The organism is Ruegeria sp. HKCCA0370, assembly GCF_013033705.1.
Lineage (GTDB): Bacteria > Pseudomonadota > Alphaproteobacteria > Rhodobacterales > Rhodobacteraceae > Ruegeria.
Genome location: NZ_WQEP01000005.1, coordinates 248778 through 269006, shown reverse-complemented (window position 1 = coordinate 269006; position 20229 = coordinate 248778). Strand labels below are relative to the sequence as shown.

Annotated in this window: 19 protein-coding genes; 8 read left to right on the top strand and 11 right to left on the bottom strand. The window is 59.0% G+C overall.

The features are described from left to right. Positions 1-15 precede the first annotated feature (15 nt). The gene (locus tag GOW31_RS13160; RefSeq protein WP_152457635.1) at positions 16-501 is read right to left on the bottom strand and encodes a GatB/YqeY domain-containing protein; all 486 of its coding nucleotides are present in this window, start codon (positions 499-501) and stop codon (positions 16-18) included. Positions 502-684: 183 nt separating this feature from the next. On the opposite strand from GOW31_RS13160, the gene carA reads away from it, so the two are divergent. Further along, positions 685-1851 carry a glutamine-hydrolyzing carbamoyl-phosphate synthase small subunit gene (carA, locus tag GOW31_RS13155; RefSeq protein ID WP_171170651.1) on the top strand — a complete coding sequence of 389 codons (1167 nt, stop codon included), beginning with the start codon at positions 685-687 and terminating at the stop codon, positions 1849-1851. An 81-nt stretch (positions 1852-1932) separates the two neighbouring features. Next, positions 1933-3810, top strand: coding sequence for a glycosyltransferase (locus GOW31_RS13150; protein ID WP_171170648.1), 1878 nt, complete (start codon positions 1933-1935; stop codon positions 3808-3810). A 3-nt stretch (positions 3811-3813) separates the two neighbouring features. On the opposite strand, the gene GOW31_RS13145 is transcribed toward GOW31_RS13150, so the two are convergent. Continuing rightward, positions 3814-4461 carry a GntR family transcriptional regulator gene (locus tag GOW31_RS13145; protein WP_152457632.1) on the bottom strand — a complete coding sequence of 216 codons (648 nt, stop codon included), beginning with the start codon at positions 4459-4461 and terminating at the stop codon, positions 3814-3816. A gap of 100 nt (positions 4462-4561) precedes the next feature. On the opposite strand from GOW31_RS13145, the gene GOW31_RS13140 reads away from it, so the two are divergent. The 3 genes from GOW31_RS13140 to GOW31_RS13130 all read left to right on the top strand — a co-directional run bounded on the left by GOW31_RS13140 (position 4562) and on the right by GOW31_RS13130 (position 6811). Next, complete coding sequence (locus GOW31_RS13140) at positions 4562-5206, top strand: pyrimidine 5'-nucleotidase (RefSeq protein ID WP_171119595.1); 645 nt, start codon at positions 4562-4564, stop codon at positions 5204-5206. A gap of 85 nt (positions 5207-5291) precedes the next feature. Further along, positions 5292-5540, top strand: a complete 249-nt coding sequence (locus GOW31_RS13135) for a hypothetical protein (RefSeq protein WP_171170646.1) — start codon at positions 5292-5294, stop codon at positions 5538-5540. Positions 5541-5614: 74 nt separating this feature from the next. Continuing rightward, positions 5615-6811: a UbiH/UbiF family hydroxylase gene (locus tag GOW31_RS13130; RefSeq protein ID WP_171170644.1), complete on the top strand. Its 1197-nt coding sequence runs from the start codon at positions 5615-5617 to the stop codon at positions 6809-6811. A 12-nt stretch (positions 6812-6823) separates the two neighbouring features. Here the strand turns inward: GOW31_RS13130 and GOW31_RS13125 are convergent, their stop codons facing one another. Then, on the bottom strand, positions 6824-7951 hold the full coding sequence (locus tag GOW31_RS13125) for an aminotransferase class V-fold PLP-dependent enzyme (protein WP_171170642.1): 1128 nt from the start codon (positions 7949-7951) through the stop codon (positions 6824-6826). 229 nt (positions 7952-8180) lie between these two features. Here GOW31_RS13125 and GOW31_RS13120 point away from each other — a divergent pair, with 229 nt between their 5' ends. Further along, positions 8181-8882 (top strand): GntR family transcriptional regulator, encoded by a 702-nt coding sequence (locus tag GOW31_RS13120; protein WP_254705361.1) that lies wholly within the window; start codon positions 8181-8183, stop codon positions 8880-8882. Between the two features lie 6 nt (positions 8883-8888). Here GOW31_RS13120 and GOW31_RS13115 read toward each other — a convergent pair whose 3' ends face one another. After that, positions 8889-9347 (bottom strand): Lrp/AsnC family transcriptional regulator, encoded by a 459-nt coding sequence (locus GOW31_RS13115; RefSeq protein ID WP_171170640.1) that lies wholly within the window; start codon positions 9345-9347, stop codon positions 8889-8891. Further along, positions 9344-9799 carry an Lrp/AsnC family transcriptional regulator gene (locus GOW31_RS13110; protein WP_171170638.1) on the bottom strand — a complete coding sequence of 152 codons (456 nt, stop codon included), beginning with the start codon at positions 9797-9799 and terminating at the stop codon, positions 9344-9346. The genes GOW31_RS13115 and GOW31_RS13110 overlap by 4 nt, the downstream gene beginning before the upstream one ends. Before the next feature lie 131 nt (positions 9800-9930). On the opposite strand from GOW31_RS13110, the gene ilvC reads away from it, so the two are divergent. Next, positions 9931-10953, top strand: coding sequence for a ketol-acid reductoisomerase (gene ilvC, locus GOW31_RS13105; protein ID WP_171170636.1), 1023 nt, complete (start codon positions 9931-9933; stop codon positions 10951-10953). Positions 10954-11084: 131 nt separating this feature from the next. Next, entirely contained in the window at positions 11085-11987 is a 903-nt protein-coding gene (locus tag GOW31_RS13100; RefSeq protein WP_171170634.1) for a DMT family transporter, read from the top strand. Here the strand turns inward: GOW31_RS13100 and glmM are convergent. The 6 genes from glmM to GOW31_RS13070 form a co-directional block, all read right to left on the bottom strand. After that, on the bottom strand, positions 11984-13327 hold the full coding sequence (glmM, locus tag GOW31_RS13095) for a phosphoglucosamine mutase (protein WP_171170632.1): 1344 nt from the start codon (positions 13325-13327) through the stop codon (positions 11984-11986). The genes GOW31_RS13100 and glmM overlap by 4 nt on opposite strands. Positions 13328-13360: 33 nt before the next feature. Beyond that, a complete protein-coding gene (gene folP / locus GOW31_RS13090; RefSeq protein ID WP_171170630.1) occupies positions 13361-14359 on the bottom strand; it encodes a dihydropteroate synthase in 999 nt (332 codons plus the stop codon). Next, positions 14356-15276 carry a dihydroneopterin aldolase gene (locus GOW31_RS13085; RefSeq protein WP_152457620.1) on the bottom strand — a complete coding sequence of 307 codons (921 nt, stop codon included), beginning with the start codon at positions 15274-15276 and terminating at the stop codon, positions 14356-14358. Before GOW31_RS13085 ends, folP begins: the two co-directional genes overlap by 4 nt. 101 nt (positions 15277-15377) lie before the next feature. Beyond that, a complete protein-coding gene (locus GOW31_RS13080; RefSeq protein WP_171170628.1) occupies positions 15378-16751 on the bottom strand; it encodes a multicopper oxidase family protein in 1374 nt (457 codons plus the stop codon). 73 nt (positions 16752-16824) lie between these two features. After that, the gene (locus GOW31_RS13075) at positions 16825-17466 is read right to left on the bottom strand and encodes a cell wall hydrolase (RefSeq protein WP_152457618.1); all 642 of its coding nucleotides are present in this window, start codon (positions 17464-17466) and stop codon (positions 16825-16827) included. Between the two features lie 187 nt (positions 17467-17653). Beyond that, a complete protein-coding gene (locus GOW31_RS13070; protein ID WP_171170626.1) occupies positions 17654-20194 on the bottom strand; it encodes a pyruvate, phosphate dikinase in 2541 nt (846 codons plus the stop codon). Between the last annotated feature and the right edge of the window lie 35 nt (positions 20195-20229).

Below are 20229 nucleotides of genomic sequence, written 5' to 3'. Positions count from 1 at the left end.
TTTCAGCCTGATGTCTCAGCAGTCGCCGTTTGACGCGGCGCAGAGGTGGTCCTTGACCATAGGCCCGACCTTGCCGAAATCCATCTGTCCGGTATAACGGGTTTTCAACTCGCCCATGACCTTGCCCATGTCGCGAATGGAACCGGCACCGGTCGAAGTGATTGCAGCCTGAATCGCCTTTGACACCTCATCATCATCCAACTGTTTGGGCAGAAACTCTTCGATGACGGCGACTTCCTGCATCTCGCGCTCGGCCAGGTCCAGGCGACCACCCTCTTCATAGGCGCGCGCACTTTCCTTGCGTTGCTTGGTCATTTTTCCAAGAATTTCAAGCACCTCTGCATCACCGCAGCCTTTGACCTCTTCATTGTCCGAGGCGCGCGCGGCGATGTCGCGGTCCTTGATCGCCGCGTTGATCAACCGCAGCGTCGACAGACGCTCGGCTGCTTTGTCTTTCATTGCTTGCTTCAAGGCGGCATTCACCCGTGATCGCATGTCCATTTGGCTTGTCCATCCCCATGACAACGGAACCCCGAACATATCTAAACAAAAAGCGCGTTACAACCAGGGGCGAACAAGCTTAACCCATTGAAAAATAACGATAGCCCAAAAATTGAACAGACTTGACCCAAGCGCTTAACCCCCTTAGGTATGCGCCGGTTTACCTTGCAGGAGAGTCGCGCCATGGCCCAGAACGCCCCGTCCAAGCCCACCGCATGTCTGGCTTTGGCCGACGGAACGCTGTTTTACGGCATCGGTTTCGGTGCAACCGGACAGACCGTGGCAGAACTCTGCTTCAACACAGCGATGACCGGATATCAGGAAATCATGACCGATCCATCCTATGCCGGGCAGATCGTCACCTTTACCTTCCCCCATATCGGCAATGTCGGCGTGAACCCCGAAGATGACGAAACCGCTGATCCGGTTGCCGCTGGCATGGTCGTCAAATGGGATCCGACCCAGCCGTCCAACTGGCGCTCGGTCGAAGAACTCAAGGGCTGGCTTGCCCGCCGTGGTCGCATCGCGATCGGCGGCGTCGATACCCGCCGTCTGACCCGCGCTATTCGTCAGCAGGGCGCGCCGCATGTGGCGCTGGCTCATGATCCCGAGGGCGATTTCGACATCGAAGCACTGGTTGCTGCGGCCCGCGGCTTTGCCGGGCTGGAGGGGATGGACTTGGCCAAGGATGTCACCTGTGCCCAAAGCTACCGCTGGGATGAAATGCGCTGGGCGTGGCCGGAAGGGTACAAGCGGCAAGAGGCCCCCGCCCACAAAGTCGTGGCTGTCGACTATGGAGCAAAGCGCAATATTCTGCGCTGTCTCGCCTCGGCTGGATGTGATGTAACCGTGCTGCCAGCAACGGCAACCGCTGCCGAAGTGCTGGCACATCAGCCGGATGGCGTTTTCCTGTCGAACGGTCCCGGCGACCCGGCCGCAACGGGTGCCTATGCTGTGCCGATGATCAAGGAAATTCTGGACACAACCGATCTGCCCGTCTTTGGTATCTGCCTTGGCCACCAGATGCTGGCGCTGGCGTTAGGCGGTCAGACAGTCAAGATGAACCACGGCCACCACGGCGCGAACCACCCGGTCAAGGATCTGGAAACCGGCAAGGTCGAAATCACGTCGATGAATCACGGTTTTGCTGTGGACGCGCAGTCTTTGCCAGAAGGCGTGGTTGAGACCCACAGATCGCTGTTTGACGGCTCGAACTGCGGGATCCGCATGACCGACAGACCTGTATACTCGGTACAATACCACCCCGAAGCGTCGCCCGGACCCCAGGACAGTTTTTACCTGTTCGAACGTTTCGCCGATGCGATGGAAAAGAAAAAAGAGCAGGCATAAACCCTTAAGTTACCAGAGTTAACGGCACATTAACCTTGTTTGATCAACCCTGAGCGCAGGTAACTGTGCCAGGGTTTTTTAATGGTTGAACTTAACCTTCAGGATTTTACAAACGCGTCCCCGATCCCGGCGCCTGGTTTTCGCAAACCGCTGGGCACTTGCCTGCTGGAAGCCAAGGTCATTACGCGCTCGCAACTGGACCATGCGTTGAGCTTGCAGACCAGGCAGAAAGCGCCGCTTGGCGAGATTCTGGTTGGCGAGGGGTATGCCACCAGGCAGGACGTTCTGAAAGCTCTGTCCACGCAGTTCGGGTGGCAGATCGCGGACCTCGAACAAATTCCAACGATGCCCGGATTGTGCAACCTGAAGCCGGTAGATTTCTGGCTTGAGCACAATGTCATTCCCTGGATGCGCATCGGCCCGTTGCTTTTGGTCGCCACTGCCCGGCCCGATCGTTTTGCAACCGTGGCAGCCGAGATGCAGGATTGCGACTATTCCATCCTGCCCGTTCTTGCGGATTCTCATCACATAGACAGGGTTATTGCACAGCACTTCTCGCAGACACTCGCAAAAGCGGCCGAAACCCGTGTGAACGCGGCACAAAGCTGCCGCAACTGGACCGCCGGGTCCCGGCTCGTATCATCAGCAACAACGCTGGGTGTGCTGTGTCTTTTCGCCCTGTTCCCCTCGATTGGATTGATGGTTTTGTTGGGCGCGGCCGTAGGTAGTTTGGTTCTTTTTGCAGCCTTTCGGATAATGGGCGCCCTGGCCTGTCTCAGCGACCGCATGAAAAAGCCGACCGAGCCAACAGAGGCGGCGATCGCGCTGCGTCACCCCTGCGTGTCCATCATGGTGCCGTTGTACAAGGAGCGAGAAATCGCGAATGCTCTAGTGCAACGGCTTCAAAGGCTGACCTATCCCAAAGCGCTGCTGGACGTCGTTCTCGTGCTTGAGGCGACGGATGACGTGACGCGCGACGCCCTTGCGCGAGTGGCTCTGCCCAGTTGGATGCGTGTTGTTGAAGTCCCCGAACTGAACGGGTTGACCACCAAACCGCGCGCCATGAATTACGCGCTGGACTTTTGCCGCGGTGACATCGTTGGCGTTTGGGATGCCGAAGACGCACCACAGCCGGATCAGATTGAACGTGTGGTTGCGCATTTCACCCAAGCTTCGCCCGAGGTGGTTTGCCTGCAAGGTGTTTTGGATTACTACAACCCCCGCACGAACTGGCGGTCGCGCTGTTTCACCATCGAATACAACAGCTGGTTTCGCGTGATCCTGCCGGGCATCGCACGTATGGGGCTGGTCGTCCCGCTTGGGGGAACGACGTTCTTTTTCCGCCGCGAAAAGCTCTTGGAACTGGGCGGCTGGGACGCTCACAATGTCACCGAAGATGCGGATTTGGGCGTACGGCTTTGCCGGGCGGGTTACCGGACCGAGACGGTGGACACCGCCACCTTTGAAGAGGCGAATTTCCGTGCCTGGCCGTGGGTGAAGCAACGCTCACGCTGGCTCAAGGGGTTCATGGTCACCTATCTTGTGCACATGCGGGACCCGCGGAAACTGTATGCTGATTTGGGTGCGGCCAAGTTTATCGGCCTACAGGCATTTTTTCTGGGCACTCTGGGTCAGTTCCTGCTGGCCCCTGTTCTATGGATTTTCTGGTTATACGCCCTGGGCATACCCAATCCGATGGAGCAGATCCTGCCGCAGCAGATCACGACGGCGCTGATCTGGCTGTTTCTGGCAACCGAGGCTCTGAACATATGCGTCGGGATCATCGCTGTATCCGCGCGTGAACGGCGGTTTTTACTGCCGTGGGTCCCGACGATGTGTTTGTATTTCCCTCTGGGGGTGGTTGCCGGCTACAAAGCCCTGTGGGAACTGGCGACAAATCCGTTTTTTTGGGACAAAACCCAACACGGGCAGGCCAGCGAAGACGTTCCGCTGACCTAACGTTCATTTGTCGCGACGACTGGCATCCTGTTTCAGACGTGTCATGAAGGCGACCGAAATATGTTCCTTCAACGCCTGCCCTGCAGCCTCCTCGTCTCGGGCTGCGATGGCATCGACGATTCCCTTATGCTCACTTTGCGCAATCTCACCACGCCCCTGAACTGCCAGCGAAGTGGTCGCCATCAGGGCCATCGTCCGGTGAACCAGATCAAGCTGCTGAACCAGATAGCGGTTGTGTGACGCCAGATGAATCTGTTCGTGAAACCGTCGGTTGGCGCGCGACAAGGCCGTTGGGTCATCGATCAGCTTGTCATCTTCGACGACCATGTCCTGAAGAACCTTGATTTCTTCTTCGGTGGCGTGTTTTGCGGCAAGGCGCGCAGCCAGCCCCTCAAGTTCCCGGCGCACGATGTAAAGCTCGGCCATCTGGTTGTGATCCAGGGATGCGACGATCAACGACCGCCCGTCCCGTTCCAGCAGAGACTGGGTTTCCAACCGTTGCAACGCTTCGCGGATCGGGGTGCGTGACACTCCGAAACGCTCTGCCAGTTCGCTTTCGACCAACCGATCACCGGGCTTATAGACGCCCACATCGATGGCTTCCAGGATAAGGCTGTAGGCGTCCTTGGTCGGGGATCGGGTCTGGCTCATGGGATCGTTTGTCTCCTCGTTCGGACATCTCTAGCCGTGACAGGGGGCGGCGATCAAGTACAGCATTGAAAACCGACCGACTGCGCCCTAAACCCAAGCCATGGTCAAACCTTCGTTTAGTCATGTCACACAATGGGTGTTCGATCTGGACAACACCCTATACCCACCGCATATGCGGCTGTTCGATCAGATAGAAGTTCTGATGACGGATTATGTGGTGCAAGCCATCGGTGTTGACCGGGCCGAGGCCGACCGGCTGCGCGCGCATTACTGGCGGGAATACGGGACCACGCTGGCCGGGTTGATGGCCGAACATGATCTGGACCCCGACCCCTACCTGCACGCGGTACATCAGGTTGACATGAGCCACATGGACCCGGATGCGGAACTGGCCGATCATATCCGCGCCCTTCCCGGCCGGCGGATCGTCTACACCAACGGCAGCGCGCCCTATGCGGAACGGGTCCTTGAGGCACGCGGCCTGACAGGCCTGTTCGACGCGATATACGGTGTTGAACATGCAGGGTACCGACCAAAACCCGAAAAAGCCGCGTTCGAAGCGGTTTTTGAAAAGGACGGCCTTCAGACCGAAATAGCGGCCATATTCGAAGATGAACCACGCAATCTCGCGGCCCCACACGAGATGGGAATGCGCACGGTTCATGTTTCTCCCGACCCGCATGAAGCCGATCACATCCACCATCACACGGACGATCTGACCGCGTTTCTGGCGCGCCTGCGATAGGCTGTCACAGTGCGACGATCTGCACGTTCTGCACACCCATCTGCGTCCTTATATGCGCTGCAGCGACGAACAGATGGAGACCCCGATGAGCGTGATTGAGATGCCGCTGCGCCTGCCGATCTGGCAGCGCCTTTTCTTCGCAATTCCCGTCTTTGGATGGCTGGCGCGCGACGCTGTCAACGCCAAGGCAGAAGACTTGTATTACACCGCCGCTGCGATTTTCAGCATGTGGGGCTGTTCCATAATGTTGTTCGGCCTTCCCGGCCTCTACATCCCTGCCCTTATGATGGTGCCGCTGATGTTTCTTATCCTCATCCTGATTTCACGGGACTGAAATACGGGACAGGATGTCACTTGGCACTCGGGGCAGATCCGAACTAGGTTCTGCCCAGAATGATGAGAGGCGCCATGTCCGACAGCTGTGACATCCTGATTTCCGGTGGCGGGATCGCCGGTATGACCGCTGCGGCGGTATTCGGAACGGCAGGTTTTGAAGTGATCTGCGTTGATCCGAGCCCTCCAATCACCGAGCGGGACGTGGACGGGTCAGACCTGCGTACGACGGCTTTCTTGCAGCCTGCGCGCGGCCTGCTGGAACAATGCGGTCTGTGGGCAAGACTGGATGCACAGGCGGCTCCGTTGCAAGTCATGCGGATCGTTGACGCCGGGGGCGACTTGCCCGAGCCACGCGTCGTCCGCGACTTCAACGCGGCCGACATCTCCGAACAACCTTTCGGCTGGAACCTGCCCAACTGGCTGTTGCGCCGTGAAATGGTGGCACGACTGGCCGAGTTGCCAAATGTCGATTTCCGTCCCGGCACCGCGACCACCAGCCTGTTTACCCGAACCGCCGAGGCCCGCGTGAGCCTGAGTGATGGCAGCCGCGTCCGGTGCAAGCTTGTGCTTGCTGCCGATGGTCGCAACTCGCCAATGCGCGAAGCAGCCGGCATCAAGGTGCACACAACACGATATGGGCAAAAGGCGCTGGCATTTGCGGTGACGCACCCAATTCCACACGAGAATGTTTCGACCGAAATTCACAGATCCGGGGGGCCGTTCACGCTGGTGCCTCTGCCGGACTGGAACGGGCAGCCCTCGTCCGCCATCGTCTGGATGGAACGCGGACCGAAGGCCGTTGAACTCATGAACCTGGAACCCGAGGCATTCGAGGCCGCCATGACCTCTCGGTCCTGCGGGTTGTTCGGCCCGCTGAAATTAGCATCCCGCAGAACGATCTGGCCCATCATCAGCCAATCGGCGGAACGGCTGGCGGGTGAACGCATCGCGCTGATGGCCGAAGCGGCGCATGTGGTGCCTCCCATCGGGGCACAAGGATTGAACATGTCTCTGGGCGACCTGCGTTGCCTGCTGGATTTGGCACAGGCCCGGCCCGAAGGTCTGGGAGACGAGCAGATGCTGGGTGCCTATCACAAGGTCCGTCACACCGAGATCGAGATGCGCGTCAAAGGCATTGATCTGCTGAACCGCGCCTCGATGATTGAGACGCGGCCGCTGCGAGATGCACGGGCGATGGGGCTGAGCGCGCTCTATTCCCTGCCACCAGTGCGCAAGACTTTGATGCAGATGGGCCTTGGCGTTCGCTAAGGCCCGGTCCGCTTACAGAACCTGATCCAGCACCCGTTTCAAACGCGCGATGGTGCCGTCCACGTCGTACAGCTTGTCGAGCCCGAACAGACCCAACCGGAACGTGCTGAACCCTTCGGGCTCATCACATTGCAACGGAACACCCGCGGCAATCTGCATGCCAAGTGCCGCAAATTTCTTGCCGTTCTGGATTTCGGGATCCGAGGTGTAGCTGACCACAACTCCGGGCGCGCCGAAACCGTCGGCCGCAACCGAAACGACACCCTTGTCCTTCAGCATCGATCGCACACCGTCACCCAGCGCCCACTGCGCCGCACGCAACTTTTCGAACCCGTATTCACGTGTCTCTGCCATGGTGTCGCGGAAGGCCAGCAACGCATCGGTCGGCATCGTGGCGTGGTAGGCGTGGCCGCCGTTTTCATAGGCTTGCATGATCTGCCGCCATTTCTTCAGATCAAGGGCGAAACTGTCGGAACTGGTCTGCTCCAGACGTGCCTCTCCGCGTTCAGACAACATGACCAGACCGGCACATGGCGAGGCGCTCCACCCTTTCTGCGGCGCCGAGATCAGAACATCGACACCGGTGGCTTTCATGTCCACCCAGGCGCAACCCGACGCAATGCAATCCAACACCATCAACGCACCCGCCTCATGCGCCGCGCTTGCCAGCGCGGTCACATAGTCATCCGGCAGAATAACCCCCGCCGACGTTTCAACATGCGGAGCAAAAACAACACCGGGCTTTTGTTCGCGAATCGCGGCGACGACCTCTTCGATCGGAGCAGGCGCAAAAGGCGATAGGCTGGAATTGCCGGTCTCGCGCGCCTTCATGACCGTGGTCGAGTTGTTCAGAGACCCGCTTTCAATGATCTGGCTCCACCGGTACGAGAACCATCCATTGCGAACCACCAGCACATCTGCGCCACGCGCGAACTGTCGGGCGACCGCTTCCATGGCATAGGTTCCACCGCCGGGAATAACGGCGACGCCATCTGCGTTGTACACGCCCTTCAACATATCCGAAATGTCGCGCATCACCTGCTGAAACTTCTGCGACATATGGTTCAGCGAGCGGTCGGTAAATACGACCGAGAATTCTTCGAGCCCGTTCGGGTCAACGGTTTCCAGCAAGCCTGGCATCGCGCATCCTTTCCAAAGCGTTTTCGAAGTCTTGTCCGCTTTGTCAGTTCGGGTAAAGCCCTTTCGCGGCAAAATTTGACCCAACGTAAAGCTTAACAAACACTTAATTTTTTTCGCTTAAATTCGTGAAAGCACGAAAATGACGCCAACCAGTGTCACTTCCCCTTTACACTTCTACTTGCTTCTGAACAGATGCGCACACTTTATACTTGAAGGGATAGATTCACCCGTGACGATACAAAAGCGGATCAGCTTCCAGTTCGTTCGAGACGAAGTAAAACGACGCATTGAAAGCCGTGTCTGGCCACAAGGATCGCTTTTGCCGACGGAGACCCAGCTGGCAGAGGAGTTCAATTGCGCCCGGGCCACTGTGAACAGAGCCTTGAGAGAACTGGCCGACCAGGGCTTTGTCGAGCGCAAACGCAAGAGCGGCACACGTGTCAAGAAAGAGCCCAGCAAACACGCCAAACTCGAATTGTCACTGGCGCGGCAAGTGGTCGAAAGCCAGAATGCAAACTATCGTTATGCGCTTGTTGAAAGGAATGTCGTCACCAGCCCAGGATGGCTTTCCTCGCAGATCAACGTGGCACCGGATGCGCGTGTTCTACATGTAATCTGTATGCACTATGCGGACAATCGGCCCTTCCAGATGGAAGAACGATGGATCAACATCGAGGCCGTACCTGATGTGGAGGACGCGGACTTGTTCGAACAGGGGCCACATGAATGGCTGTTGACGGCCGCACCTTTCACCGATGCCGAGGTCGCTTTCTGTGCCATTTCCGCAGATGCGCGACTGGCAGAATTCATGGGCACCACGGCGGGAACATCCATGATTCAAATGGAGCGCACCACCTGGAAAGAAGACAGGCCGCTTACCTTTGCGCGCATGACGCATCATCCGGGCTATTGCATCCGCACCAAGTACTGACTCTGTTCAGCCAATGGGACCGGGCAGACGTTCTTCGCTCAGCAGAACATTGGCCTCGACGTCGCCTGCACCCGGCAGAGTCATGATCCGGCGCCGCAAAACACGTTCGAAATCGGCCAGGTCCCGGGCCACGACACGCAGTCGATAATCATACAGCCCCAGCACATGCTCGACGGTCTGCACCTCGGGAACGGCACTGACAGCGCGCTCAAAATCTTCAAGACTGACTTGGCCCTTGCGCCCCAGCTTGATGCCCAGAAAGACTGTGACACCGAATCCCAGCGCCTCGGCATTCAGACGCAGCCGACGGCCCTTGATTATTCCTGCCTCTTCCAGCCGGCGAACGCGACGCCAGGTGGCGGGTTGGGATAATCCGAACCTGCGCCCCAATGCTCCGGCACTTTGCGTGGCATCCTGTTGCAGCGCGCGAAGAAGACGGCGATCAATCTCATCCAGCTCGATCATACCGGCAGCACCTCGTCCCGCTTGACCCGCGCGATGTGCATAAGGGCTTCGATATCAGCAATATGCGGCAGGGTCAGAATCCGGTCGCGATAAAGCTGCTGATAGTGCTTCATGTCTCTTGCAATGACGGAAAGACGAACATCGACACGACCCAGAAAGGTCTGGATTTCGATCACCTCTGCCACGTCACGCGCCGCCTGCGTGAAATCGTCGAAAGCTCGGGCCTGCGTCTTGTCGAGCGTGATCCGAAGCGAAACCTCGACGGCATATCCCATCGCGGCCCAGTCTATCACGGCCTCCTGCCCTTCGATGATCCCTGCGGCGTGCATCTTCTCGATTCGTCGCCAGCAGACGCCCGCGCTGATCCGGCAAAGATCGGCCAGTTCCGCTGTTGTCAGGCTCGGGTCTGCTTGAAAGTGGCGCAGAATACGCCGATCAATATCATCAAGCATGATTTTTTCACATTCTCCGATTAGCGCGAATTATTCTTCATCTTTTTCGCAAATACTCAAGCCCAGCCCTATCGCCATTGCGCGAACAGGCAGATACAACCGCCACAATCAAACCAGAAAGGACCGGCGAAATGCGCGTCTATTACGATCGCGATTGCGATATCAACCTGATCAAAGACAAGAAAGTGGCTATCCTGGGCTATGGCTCGCAAGGTCACGCGCACGCGCTGAACCTGCGCGATTCAGGCGCGAAGAACCTGGTCATCGCGCTGCGCGAAGGTTCGCCTTCGGCCAAGAAAGCCGAAGCCGAGGGCCTGGAAGTCATGGGCATCGCCGAGGCGGCCGCCTGGTGTGACGTGATCATGTTCACCATGCCCGACGAGCTTCAGGCCGAAACCTACAAAAAATACGTCCACGACAACATCAAGCCGGGTGCCGCGATTGCATTCGCCCACGGCCTGAACGTCCATTTCGGCCTGATCGAGCCGAAAGAAGGCGTCGACGTCATCATGATGGCCCCCAAGGGCCCCGGCCACACCGTACGCGGCGAATACACCAAAGGCGGCGGCGTGCCCTGCCTGGTCGCTGTCCACAACGATGCAACCGGCAAGGCGCTGGAAATCGGCCTGTCCTACTGCTCGGCCATCGGTGGCGGCCGCTCGGGCATCATCGAAACTAACTTCCGGGAAGAATGTGAAACCGACCTGTTCGGCGAACAGGCGGTTCTGTGCGGCGGTCTGGTCGAACTGATCCGCTGCGGCTTTGAAACTCTGGTCGAAGCCGGTTACGCCCCTGAAATGGCCTATTTCGAGTGTCTGCACGAAGTGAAGCTGATCGTTGACCTGATCTATGAAGGCGGCATCGCCAACATGGATTATTCGATCTCGAACACCGCCGAATACGGCCAGTACGTCACCGGGCCGCGTATCCTGAAATACGACGAGACCAAAGCACGCATGAAAGAGGTTCTGAACGACATCCAGCAGGGTAAATTCGTTCGTGACTTTATGCTGGAAAACGCCGTTGGCCAGCCGACCATCAAAGCGGCGCGCCGTGCCAATGACGAGCACATGATCGAAGAAACCGGCGCCAAGCTGCGCGGCATGATGCCGTGGATCTCGGCCGGAAAGATGGTCGACAAAGAAAAGAACTAAGAAGGGCGGAAGCCTGTCACAGGGCGGCCCGCGTGGCCGCCCTTTTCGTTTGAACAAAGGTTCGGCAAGGCACATAAACAGCCGGTCAGGTTTAATTTCTGGCGCACCCGCGCGTTCCGACAGGACAATCAATGGTTCAACAGCCGACAAAACAGGACTGGAGCGGCGTCTTCACGCTTGGCCTGATCTGGGGCGCGACCTTCATGGTCGTTGCCATGGCACTTGAAGGGTATGGCCCAATCACCGTTGCCACCTCACGAACTACGCTGGGCGCAGTTACCCTGTTGCTGATGATGAGGGCGACCGGTCGCAAGCTGCCGGTTCTGACGCCGGCGCTGAGTGTTTCGATTGTCCTTATTGGCGTGCTGTCCACTGCCGTGCCATTCATGTTGCTGAGCTGGGGGCAGCAATTTGTGCCATCTGCCTTTGCGGGGCTGTCCATGGCTGCCATCCCGCTGATGGTGCTGCCGCTAGCGCATTTCTTCTCGGATGAACCACTGAACCTGCGCCGGTTTCTGGGGGTGTGCCTTGGCTTTTCCGGGGCCCTGGTTTTGATCGGACCCGGCCTTGCACAATTGGGCCAGGGGGCAGAACCCGTCGCGCAACTGGCCTGCATCACGGCAGCGCTGTGTTACGCAAGTTCATCCGTGCTGACGCGACGCTGCCCGCCGGTTGACCCTTTGGTGCTGGCTGCCCTGACACTGGTTGTCGGCGCCGTGCTTCTTCTGCCCATAATGCTGCTCACCGAGGGGCTGCCGACCTGGCAAGGCCCACGCCCGACAATCGCCCTGATCGTTCTGGGTTTGCTGCCAACCGCGTTTGCCACCCTTTTGCGCGTTTCGATCACCCGCAGCGCCGGGTCGGTTTTCCTGACATTGGTGAATTACCAGGTGCCGATCTGGTCGATGGTGTTCGGCGCATGGATCCTGTCCGAGGCCCTGCCCCTGCGCTTTTTCATCGCTCTGGCCCTGATCCTGACCGGCATGGCCATCAGCCAGTGGTTCGGCCTGCGAAAGGTTTTGTTCGGGAATTAGCTTGTGGCGGCTTCGACCTCTGCCACGATGCTGTCGACAACTTGGGTCAGCAACCCATCATCTTCGCATTCAGCCATCACGCGGATCAACGGTTCGGTCCCGGATTTGCGGATCAACAACCGGCCCTGCCCGTTCAGCCGTGCCTCGGCATCGGCAATGGCCGCCTGTACACTTTGAACCTCCAACGGGGTTTGATCGCTGGAATAACGTACATTCTTCAGCAACTGCGGCACAGTTTCGAACTGTTTGGACAGATCCGACGCCTTGCGCCCCGACAGAACCATTTCCGCCAGGAAATGCAGGCCTGCCATCAACCCGTCACCGGTGGTGGCATAATCGCTCATCACGATATGGCCGGACTGTTCCCCGCCAAGGTTGAACCCACCTTCACGCATCCGTTCGACCACGTAGCGATCGCCGACGGCCGTTCGCTCCAGACGCAAACCCTGCGCTGTTAGGTGGCGTTCCAGACCCAGGTTGGACATGACGGTCGCGACCAGGGCGTCGCCCTTCAACTGGCCCGATTTCTTCCATGCCGTCGCCAGCAAAGCCATAAGCTGATCGCCGTCAGCCACCTGGCCGGTTTCGTCGACCACAACCACCCTGTCCGCGTCGCCGTCCAGACATATGCCCACGTCGGCGCCATGCGCGACAACGGTTTCTGCGGCCAGTTGTGGCTTGGTCGATCCGCAGTTGAGATTGATGTTCTTGCCGTTGGGCGCGATTCCCACGGGGATCACTTCTGCGCCCAGCTCCCACAGAACCTCTGGCGCGGTGCGGTGGGCTGCGCCGTTCGCACAATCGATCACCACCTTCAAACCATCCAGACTGACGTTCCGCGGCAACGACGACTTCACACGTTCGCCATAGCGAAACCGTGCGTCGTCAACCCGGCGCGCCCGGCCGATATTCTGCGCCTGGGCGGGTCTGACGCCTTCGTCGATCAGCCTTTCGATCTCGACCTCGGCCTGATCGGACAGTTTATAGCCGTCCGGCCCAAAGAACTTGATTCCGTTGTCTTCGGCAGGGTTGTGGCTGGCCGAGATCATGACGCCCAGATCAGCCCTCATGGACCGCGTCATGAGGCCAACGGCGGGTGTCGGAACGGGCCCCAGCAGCAGCACGTTCATTCCAGTGGACGTCAAACCGGCCGTCAGCGCGTTTTCCAGCATATAGCCGGACAAACGCGTATCCTTGCCGATGACAACCCGGTGCACTCCTGTCGCGTCTCGTCGGAAATACCGCCCGACAGCGGCCCCGATGCACAACGCCATCTCTGCCGTCATCGGATGCGTGTTGGCGGTGCCCCGCACCCCGTCGGTTCCGAACAGCTTGCGCATAGGTGTCACTCCGTGATTTGCCGTGCGACCGGATTACCGGACAGCAGCCCATAGGCGCAAGGCCTGAGAGGTCTCGGCCACGTCATGAACGCGGATGATCTGCACGCCCTGAGACAATCCTGCCAGAGCCACCGCGATTGATCCCGGCGCGCGGGCAGTCTTGCAAGGCTCTTTTCCGATGGTACCAATAAAGCCCTTGCGCGACACGCCCAACAGGATCGGGCAGCCCAAGCCGTGGAACAGGCTGAGATTGCGCAGAAGGGTCAGGTTGTGATCCTCGGTCTTCCCAAACCCGATCCCGGGATCCACAACGATCTGATCGCGGCTCAGGCCAAGACGTTCCAGCAACGCGATCTGGCCTTCGAGAAAATCGTAAACATCCAGCAATACGTTGTCGTATTGCGGATTGATCTGCATCGTCGCCGGATCACCCTGCATGTGCATGACACAGACAGGCACTCCATGCGCGGCACAGAACGGTGCCAACGCCGGATCGAAGGTGAAGCCCGAGACATCGTTGACCAACCCTGCCCCGGCCGCGCAGGCAGCCTTGGCGACATCGACCTTTCGTGTATCGATGGAAATCAAAGCGCCTGTTTCCGACCGGATCGCTTCGATCAACGGGCGGGTTCGCGCGATCTCTTCCCCGGCCGGGACAAAATCCGCACCCGGACGGGTGGACTCTCCGCCGATATCCAGAATCGTGGCACCATGCGCCACCATATTCACCGCAGCCACGCGAGCAGCATCTACCGAGCTGTGAACACCGCCATCCGAGAAACTGTCCGGCGTTGCATTCAGAATCCCCATGATATGAGGCAGCTGCATATCAAGGCCCGCCACGTCAGCCCGCGATTGGCTCAAACGGCTCAGGTGATCTGGCGGAACGTCCGAGGCCGCGACGATTTCGGGTTCGAACCCGCGCCGCAGCGCTTCGACATGGGTGAACCAAAGGGGTTGGCCCGCCAGCGGCACAGCGCCTGTGGGACGGGTCGCTCCATGCTGGGTCAGTGGTCTGAAATAGGTTCTCACAGCTGGGCCTGATCCACCGCAACAGCGCGCAAGGGCGTTTTGGGTTCCGTCGGCAATGCGCCGCCGATCACCATCATTTCGCTCGCTTCAAAGGTCGCCGCGAACCATGCAGCCAGCGCCACGGCATCCGACGGGGCGGCAGACGGGCCGTCAACGGCGTCCAATACGATCTTGGATGGCGCCCAGACACAGATCTGGCCATTCTTCATCGCCCAATCCAACTCGGTCCGCGTTGAGACCACCACACAGCGATGATCCCGTGCCGCCAGAACCCAGGCATTCTGTTCAATTGCCAACAGGTCAATTCGGCGTTGCGTCATCGCATGACCCGTTTGCGGAGCGGCCAGGTCGGACGCCCCGACACACAGGATCAGCGGGCGCTGGCGGTTCTCCAACTGATCGATCCAACCCTTCAGGTTCTCCGAGGCGATGGCGTCATTCGACAGGAAGACAAGGCGGGGGTGCGGACGTTCTTCTTCGGCCACCTCATGATGGACCGAGTCTTTTCCGCGCACGATCTCAACCCCCAACGCACCCGGTCCCCGATCCAGTTTTTCGATGCGAACAAAGACTCTTACAGCCTGAGGTTCAAGCAGGATGCGTTCCGCAACGCGTTCGGCCAATGTCTCAAGCAGGTTCAGGCGCTCGGCTGCCAGCTCATAGGCGATGGATTCCGTTACCCGGTCATATGACAGGATGCGATCCACATCATCATCAATCGGGTCCGTCAGAGGCCGGACTTCGACCACGATGTTGAAACAGATCCGCTGGGTTGTTCCCCGCTCGGCCTGGAAGGCGCCAATTTCGACTTCGACGATATGGTCGCGCAACGAGATACGATCCAACGGCCCCCGAGGAGACGTCGCCTCGGACCGTTCGGACGGGTGTGCGAATGCCAGACGGATTTCAGAACTCATGGGTCAGGCCTTTTCGGGCTCGTTGCATAGTTTGCCTACTATAGGCGTCGCGAGGGCCTATAGCATTCAAACAAGCGCCATTCCAACCGCCGAATGCGGCGTCACGAGACCCGAAACCAGCTCATCATCCCCGAAGCAGCATGCCCAAGCATATGACAATGCAGCAACCAGTTGCCGGGATTGTCCGCGATCAATGCGATTTGGCGCGCCTGTCCCCGCCCGACCAGAACGGTATCACGCCAGGGGCCCAGAGAGCCATCGTCCATGATCAGCCGGAAGTGATGCCCGTGCAGATGCATTGCGTGCGGAAATGCGGTTTCATTCACGAACTCGATCCTGTGCAAACTACCGACGGCCGCATCCAGAAACGGATCTTCGGGGCGCTCGGCGTAACCGTTCAGTGCCCAGAATTTGCCCAACTGCGCCAGCTCGCGGCCTGACAGTTCCGTTTCACCCAGCCGGGCGCTTTCCAGCCAGCGCATTGCGCCACCTTGCAGAACCATCCGGTGCGTTCTGGCATTTTGAAGATTTCCGATCTCAGGCAAAGGGTTAGACGGCAATGCTGACACGCCGTGCCTGTGCGCCCCGGCAGCGTTTCCACCAACCTCGAACCGTGCCAGCCCAAAGGAACCATCTCTTTCGACGCTGACCAGGCTTGCCGTTTCGCCCTCGGTGACGACATCCACAATCAGATCCGCACGCTGCGCAGGTGCTAGCGGGAAAGAGCCCGACAGCCGCAGCGGTGTTTCCACGGGCATTCCATCCAGGGCGACGATCCACCCCGAAAGACCATCAAGATCCAGATCAAATATCCGGGCATTGGACGCGTTGACCAATCGAAGTCGCAGTCGCTCGTTTCTGCGTACCGCAAACGCGGGATCGAATGATCCGTTGACGGTCAGGATGTTCCCAATCCGACCTGCATGGCTCAGATCATGGCCATTGTCGAAATCATCCGTTATCTGCGCGGTCTCAGGGTTCAACCGCCAATCATCCAACATCAGCACCAGATCCTGATCGACATCCGGTGCCGTGGCCTCTGCAACGATCAGCGGCCCGTAAAGCCCGCGGGCAACTTGTTCCATCGACTGGTTGTGCGCGTGGTACCAATAGGTTCCCGCATCCGGGACAACGAAATCATAGTCAAAAGTGCCGCCCGGTTCGACAACATCCTGCGTCAGGCCGGGCACACCATCCATGGCGTTATCGATGCGTATTCCGTGCCAATGCACCGATGTGGGTTGGGGAAGGTCATTCACCAGCTTGCGCTGAACGCGTGCGCCCTGATCGACCTTTATGATCGTACCGGGGACTGTGTCACCGTAACTCCAGACCGTCGTGTCAGGAAACCCATCGGGCGCAACGCGCTGTCGGCTCAGACGCGCCTTGAGCGGCGGATAACCAGCCTCGGCCGCGACCGGAAAAATGGCGACTGCGGCGGCTGTTTTCAGAATGTGTCGTCGGGTGAAAAGCATTACGGGCCTCCTGGCCCGTAATATAGACTGCGACCTGCCACGCGCCATCAAGCTTCCAGCGCGGGTGCGTCAATCAGTTGCTCGCTGTCCGATAGTTGTGGCGGTAGAAAATGTGCACACCGATCCGCGCAGTCTGTTTATAGACCCGCGACCAAGATGGCCGAACCGCGGTCGTGTGGTAATGGGTCGCCCCTTCGGTCAGCTCATGGCCGATACCATCAATGGCCGCCCGAGCGACCTTGGACACGCGCTCATAGGCTTTCTTCTCGTGGATGACCTCTTTGCGACCGTCACATGTATAGGTGAACTGGCACTGGTATTTCTTGCCGGTGCCCTGGCGGATCACACCACACAGTGAGCTTGGAAAGCGGCTGCTTTTGACCCGGTTCAGAATGACCTCGGCCACCGCAAACTGACCACGCACGCTTTCGCCACGCGCTTCGAAGTACAGCGCCTCGGACAGGCACTTCCAGTTTTCGTCACCGGTCGCCTTGGGCTGTTGGTCAAGCCAGTCCTTGGAGTATGTTACTTCAACAGGTTTGGCCGCCTTGCGCGGTTGGAACAGTTTGAAATAGTCGCGAAAGCTTTGCGCCGGCAATTCGCTGCGGGCGACAAGTTCTTTCTTTGCAGTATCAATTGCTTCCCTCTCGGCGAAGGACGCACTCGGCAGCACGGTTGCCGCCATTGTGGCAACAGCCATTATGTAACGTAGCATCAGATAACCTCGCACAGGCACTTCACGCGCCATACCCTCCCCCGGCGGGCGCGACGAGGCATCTAACGCAATCGAGCGCAAAGGTCCAGTCTTTCGGAAAATGCAAGTGGAATCTTGCCCGCAGCGAAGATAAATTTCGCCTGCGAGTGTTCTGATAACCCACTAATCCTTGGGTTTTCAGCCCCTGTCAACCCCCAAGTCTGGAGGAAATCGCCAGTTGAGCGGCTGCCAGCCGAGCGACAGGAACCCGGAACGGCGAACACGAAACATAGTCGAACCCCAAATCCCTGCAAATGGCGATTGATTCGGGGTTTCCGCCGTGCTCTCCGCAAACCGAAAGGGTTACATCCGGTTTCGCGGCTCGTCCCCGCTCGGCTCCCAGCTTCAGTAATTCCCCGACCCCATCCGGATCAAGAACGTGAAACGGATCTTCGCCGAAGACACCCTGGCGAACATAGGCGGACATGAACCGGCCGGCATCGTCGCGGGACAGACCATAGGTCATCTGCGTCAGGTCATTGGTACCGAAACTCATGAACGCGGTCTGCGGGGCGATCTCTTCCGCGCGCAGACAGGCACGCGGGGTTTCAACCATCACACCCAGCCGATATTCAAACTCCTGCCCTCGTTCTGACGCGACCGCGGCCGCCACCGAATCGATGCGGGACTTGACCAGTTCGACCTCTCGTTTGGCAGAGACCAGCGGGATCATCACTTCGGGCACGACCGGGGCGCCGTTCTTTCTGGCATCAAGCGTGGCTTCGAAGATCGCGCGCGCTTGCATGTCATAAATTTCCGGCACCGTTACGCCCAGACGAACGCCGCGCAAACCCAGCATCGGGTTGTATTCAGTCATCGCATTGACCCGGCGTTCGACATCGGAAACCGGCAAATCCAGAGCCTCGGCCAATTCCCGTTGACCGCTGCGCGTGGTGGGCAGGAACTCGTGCAAAGGCGGGTCGAACAGGCGAATGCAGACAGGCTGCCCTTCCATGATTCTGAACAGTTGAACAAAGTCTTCGCGTTGCATCGGAAGCAAACGTTCCAGCACGGCCGCCCTGCCCGAAGACGTTTGCGCAAAAATCATCTCGCGCATCACGATCAGGCGACCGGGTTCAAAGAACATATGTTCCGTCCGGCACAGGCCGATCCCCTGAGCCTGAAAATTGCGCGCCGTCTGCGCATCGGCCGGCGTGTCGGCATTGGCGCGGATGTCAATATCACGCTCGGCATCGGCCCACGCCATCAAGGTCTGAAAACAATCATCCAACGCGGCCTCAAGCATGGCGGGCTGCCCTGCCAGCACCTGACCGGAACTGCCATCGATGGTCAGAATATCGCCGGTCTTGAAAACTCGACCATCGGGTGCGGTCAGCATCTTCTTTTTGGTCTGGAACCGCATGTCTGAGGCACCAACGATACAGGGCAAGCCAAGTCCACGGCCAATCACGGCGGCGTGGCTGGTCATCCCGCCTTTTTCCGTCAGAACCGCAACGGCCGCATGCATCCCGCGCACATCCTCGGGCGAGGTTTCGCGGCGGACCAGAACGCAGGCCTCGCCGCGCGCGGCACTGGCCTGCGCTTCTGCGGATGTAAACACGATCTTTCCCGTTGAAGCGCCCGGGCTGGCACCGATGGCCGTCGTCAGCACGTCACGCCGCGCTTCCGGATGGACCTGCCGGTGCAAAAGCTCATTCAGCGCGTGGGGGTCCACACGCATCACCGCCTCTTGCGGCGGTATGATCCCGTCTTCGGCCAGACGAACGGCGATCCGCATCGCCGCGCGCGACGTTCTCTGAACCCGGACGCCGTCCAGAATATGCACGTTGCCGTTTTGAATGACGAACTCGACCTGCATTTCTTCGCGCAGTTTTTCACGCATCAGCGCAGCTTGTTGCTTCAACTCGGCAAAGGTTTTGGGTGCGACTTCTTCAAGCGACGGTCCACGCGGGTCTTTTTCAAGAAACAGCGCGGCCACATCTTCGCCCAGCGCATCACGGCCCTGGCTCTGGCTCAGGTAGCGCCCCGTGATCTGCGGCATTCCTGTGGTCGAGTCGACCAGTTGAAGCACACCTGATCCGCATTCACCCTGCCCGACGCCCGGGATCATCTCTTGAATGACAAGCCCAAGACCCGCATCTGCCGGGGCACCCTTGGCCTGCCGCAGCAGCCGGGCGGATGTCCCGTCCCATGCACGGGCCATCGAGCGTAAAACCCCGATCAACTGCTCACCCCGATCCTGCGGGAAGGCTTCGTCCGTTTCATCTTCGTAAGCGCGCAGGGAATGGCGCAAGCCTTCGCTGCCATCCATGTCGATGTCATCAAACACATCCGCGTCCAGCCGCGCCACGTGGATCGCATAGCTTTGAACGAACCTGAGATACAGCGCAGCAGCGGCCTCTGCCCCCATGGTATCGGACAGGTCCACATAGCGTGCATCATTCATGCCAATGTTCAGAACCGCACCGGGCCCACCCCAATCGGGATCTTCAGAACTTGGTCGGACGCACAGCAAGGTCGTGGGATCGAATTGCTCAAGGATCGCGTCAAGGTTCGGAACGTCGCCTTCCGCAATCTGATGGACCGCATCAAACGACAAGGCGACGGTCCGGGGCACCGGCAGGTCCAGTCGGACCAGCCGTTGCAGACACTTGGCCCGCCCGCCATGGGTATGGGCCGTGACCGGAGCATCGGATGTAATGAGCGTGGTATGCGGATTATTCTGCACTGCAGCACCTTTTGATTTGCGTGCAGCATAAGCGC

Excerpts from the sequence above, each read along its gene's own strand:
- GOW31_RS13140 (WP_171119595.1), top strand. The coding sequence starts at position 4,562 with ATGGTCAAACCTTCGTTTAGTCATGTCACACAATGGGTGTTCGATCTG.
- GOW31_RS13150 (WP_171170648.1), top strand. The coding sequence starts at position 1,933 with ATGGTTGAACTTAACCTTCAGGATTTTACAAACGCGTCCCCGATCCCG.
- GOW31_RS13075 (WP_152457618.1), bottom strand. The coding sequence starts at position 17,466 with ATGCTACGTTACATAATGGCTGTTGCCACAATGGCGGCAACCGTGCTG.
- glmM (WP_171170632.1), bottom strand. The coding sequence starts at position 13,327 with ATGCGCAAGCTGTTCGGAACCGACGGGGTGCGGGGCACCGCCAACACG.
- GOW31_RS13125 (WP_171170642.1), bottom strand. The coding sequence starts at position 7,951 with ATGCCAGGCTTGCTGGAAACCGTTGACCCGAACGGGCTCGAAGAATTC.
- GOW31_RS13110 (WP_171170638.1), bottom strand. The coding sequence starts at position 9,799 with ATGCTTGATGATATTGATCGGCGTATTCTGCGCCACTTTCAAGCAGAC.
- ilvC (WP_171170636.1), top strand. The coding sequence starts at position 9,931 with ATGCGCGTCTATTACGATCGCGATTGCGATATCAACCTGATCAAAGAC.
- GOW31_RS13145 (WP_152457632.1), bottom strand. The coding sequence starts at position 4,461 with ATGAGCCAGACCCGATCCCCGACCAAGGACGCCTACAGCCTTATCCTG.
- carA (WP_171170651.1), top strand. The coding sequence starts at position 685 with ATGGCCCAGAACGCCCCGTCCAAGCCCACCGCATGTCTGGCTTTGGCC.
- GOW31_RS13160 (WP_152457635.1), bottom strand. The coding sequence starts at position 501 with ATGGACATGCGATCACGGGTGAATGCCGCCTTGAAGCAAGCAATGAAA.
- GOW31_RS13085 (WP_152457620.1), bottom strand. The coding sequence starts at position 15,276 with ATGAGTTCTGAAATCCGTCTGGCATTCGCACACCCGTCCGAACGGTCC.
- GOW31_RS13115 (WP_171170640.1), bottom strand. The coding sequence starts at position 9,347 with ATGATCGAGCTGGATGAGATTGATCGCCGTCTTCTTCGCGCGCTGCAA.
- GOW31_RS13100 (WP_171170634.1), top strand. The coding sequence starts at position 11,085 with ATGGTTCAACAGCCGACAAAACAGGACTGGAGCGGCGTCTTCACGCTT.
- GOW31_RS13080 (WP_171170628.1), bottom strand. The coding sequence starts at position 16,751 with ATGCTTTTCACCCGACGACACATTCTGAAAACAGCCGCCGCAGTCGCC.
- GOW31_RS13135 (WP_171170646.1), top strand. The coding sequence starts at position 5,292 with ATGAGCGTGATTGAGATGCCGCTGCGCCTGCCGATCTGGCAGCGCCTT.
- GOW31_RS13130 (WP_171170644.1), top strand. The coding sequence starts at position 5,615 with ATGTCCGACAGCTGTGACATCCTGATTTCCGGTGGCGGGATCGCCGGT.